This window comes from Mesorhizobium sp. CNPSo 4670 (genome assembly GCF_057784235.1).
In genome coordinates this window covers 1-795 of record NZ_JBWJFQ010000071.1, presented here as the reverse complement: position 1 = coordinate 795, position 795 = coordinate 1, and the positions used below count along the sequence as shown (strand labels likewise).

1 protein-coding gene is annotated in these 795 nt (G+C 57.2%); it reads left to right on the top strand.

Annotation, left to right across the window (positions count from 1 at the left end; translation table 11 throughout):
* Positions 1–789, top strand: a 789-nt coding sequence (locus AC0ZT5_RS35115) for an aspartate/glutamate racemase family protein (protein ID WP_488500161.1), incomplete at its 5' end; no start/stop codon positions are given.
* Between the last annotated feature and the right edge of the window lie 6 nt (positions 790–795).

Sequence of the window (795 nt, the reverse complement as noted above, 5' to 3'; positions counted from 1 at the left end):
ATGACTGATTTTCCTCGTGCCCAAGGAAAACGCTGGCCGTCCTGGGTTAGGCCCCGATTGGCGTTCCACGGGGCACCTGTGGGCATTTTGATGCTTGATCGCATGCCGGGACCCGGTCTCCGTCCGTACATCCCCGGAGACGCCGGCAACGCCACCACGTGGAGCGTTCCCGTGCGCTATAAAACCGTACCGGGGCTCAACAATACCTGCATTTTCGGGGCGGATGGTGAGGAAAAAACATCGGCTGTGATTGCGGCGGCGAAAGAACTCGTGCGAGAGGGTGCGCGAGTGATTACTGCTGGGTGCGGCTATTTCATCCGGTACCAGGAAGCGGTGCGCGCTGCGGTTGATGTGCCGGTGTTCTTGTCGAGCCTTGTCCTTACTCCGTTCCTTGAACAAGTGCTACCGCAGGGCAAGGCACTTGGCGTAGTCGTGGCAAGTAAGGCTGCACTGAGCCAAGATATGTTGAAAGCGGCTGGGGTGCGACCGGAAATCAGTGACAGGGTGGTTGTCTTTGGACTCGATGACGCTCCCATATTTGCCGGCTTCTTCCTGGAGCCGTATGGTGACCTAGACGTGCAGGCAGTCCAGGCTGATGTGGTCAATGCGATCTTGACTCTGCAGAAGGATCGGCCGGATATCGGCATGCTCTTGCTTGAGTGTGGCGGGCTGGGACCATACGCGGCTGCAGTTCAAGAGGCGACTGACCTTCCAGTGTTTGATTATACATCCATGGTTGAATTCTTCGTCGGTGGCCTAACACGCAAACCATTCACAGGGCTCCTCTGATAACGG